General features: G+C 37.8%; 1 protein-coding gene. It reads right to left on the reverse strand.

Translation table 11 applies throughout. The features are described from left to right. Positions 1 to 53 precede the first annotated feature (53 nt). The coding region (locus E5342_RS19470; RefSeq protein WP_168354526.1) for an SMI1/KNR4 family protein at positions 54 to 1,106 on the reverse strand (1,053 nt) is incomplete at its 5' end.

Raw genomic sequence — 1,106 nt, forward strand, 5'->3', positions numbered from 1 at the left:
TAATGTTTGGCAGCTAATCGCCTTTTGGGGCGATTGAGGTGCATGTTAGTTGTCTATTCGTAGTTTCCTGATTCACCAATGGATTTTACTTTACCATCAACAATCTTTATTTCCATCCCATGTTCCTCATCAAGTGAATAGTCAATCGGAATGATAATAGTTTTGCGAGGCAATACACGGATATGATTACACGGATTGTAAGTCATGTATCGTAGATGTTCCGCTGGAGTTGTTATACATAGCGGAGAGTGCAATTTTGAGTCAGCCGATGGCATTACCATCTCATTAGGAAACAGTACCTCAAATTCTTTTTCGTAGTAATGTGCGTAATTCTTTTTGTAGTACTTATATGCCTTTTCCATAATTTGGCTTACAATCAAATCTGTATTATCAAGAAATTGCCGTAAAGTTTGTTCATACTCCTCCAGCTTCTTCATTGTTGGCGGTGTCGTTATCTCTTCTCCATTGTCGTTATACGCTCTGCCCACATATACGGTAGCATCCATATTTAAAGCAAGAACTTCCGCTTTTCGTTCTGTCTTAAAACCCTCATATTTATCATACACTACATTTCCCCAAAAATCAGTATAACGGCTTTCAGGTAAAACTTCAACTTCTGGATATTCATTAACTGTAACAGACAGATGAAGTATAAATTCAGAGAACGATTCTGCAACAAGCGTTTTATCACCCAAATAATATGCCTGTTCACTCCTGAATGGCTCTGACGATGTACGCCAGAAATTATCGGCTTGTTCATCATATGTACTTACATCAAAGAAAATCTGTCGTCCCTCTTTGGTATAATACCATTTGATTTCCTTATGCTTGTAATTGTAGATGTTCCCAGTTTTAACATCAATCACAAAACGAGAATGATCTTCCGCTATGGCAAATACAAGCAGATTGGATGCACGGTTTTCTTCAATGCGAGCGATTGATGCACCTCCGTCTATGGTAAATTGTGCGCCACCATATTTAAATGAAATAAAATGTGAAATTTCATAATCTAATCCAGTTATCGGAGAGTGGAACATACATTCTACATCCAAGCCTAAGACACCTGTGCCATTAAGACAAAGATAAAAAGCCTTCATATCATCAGG

Source organism: Parabacteroides distasonis, assembly GCF_004793765.1.
GTDB classification, from domain to species: domain Bacteria; phylum Bacteroidota; class Bacteroidia; order Bacteroidales; family Tannerellaceae; genus Parabacteroides; species Parabacteroides distasonis_A.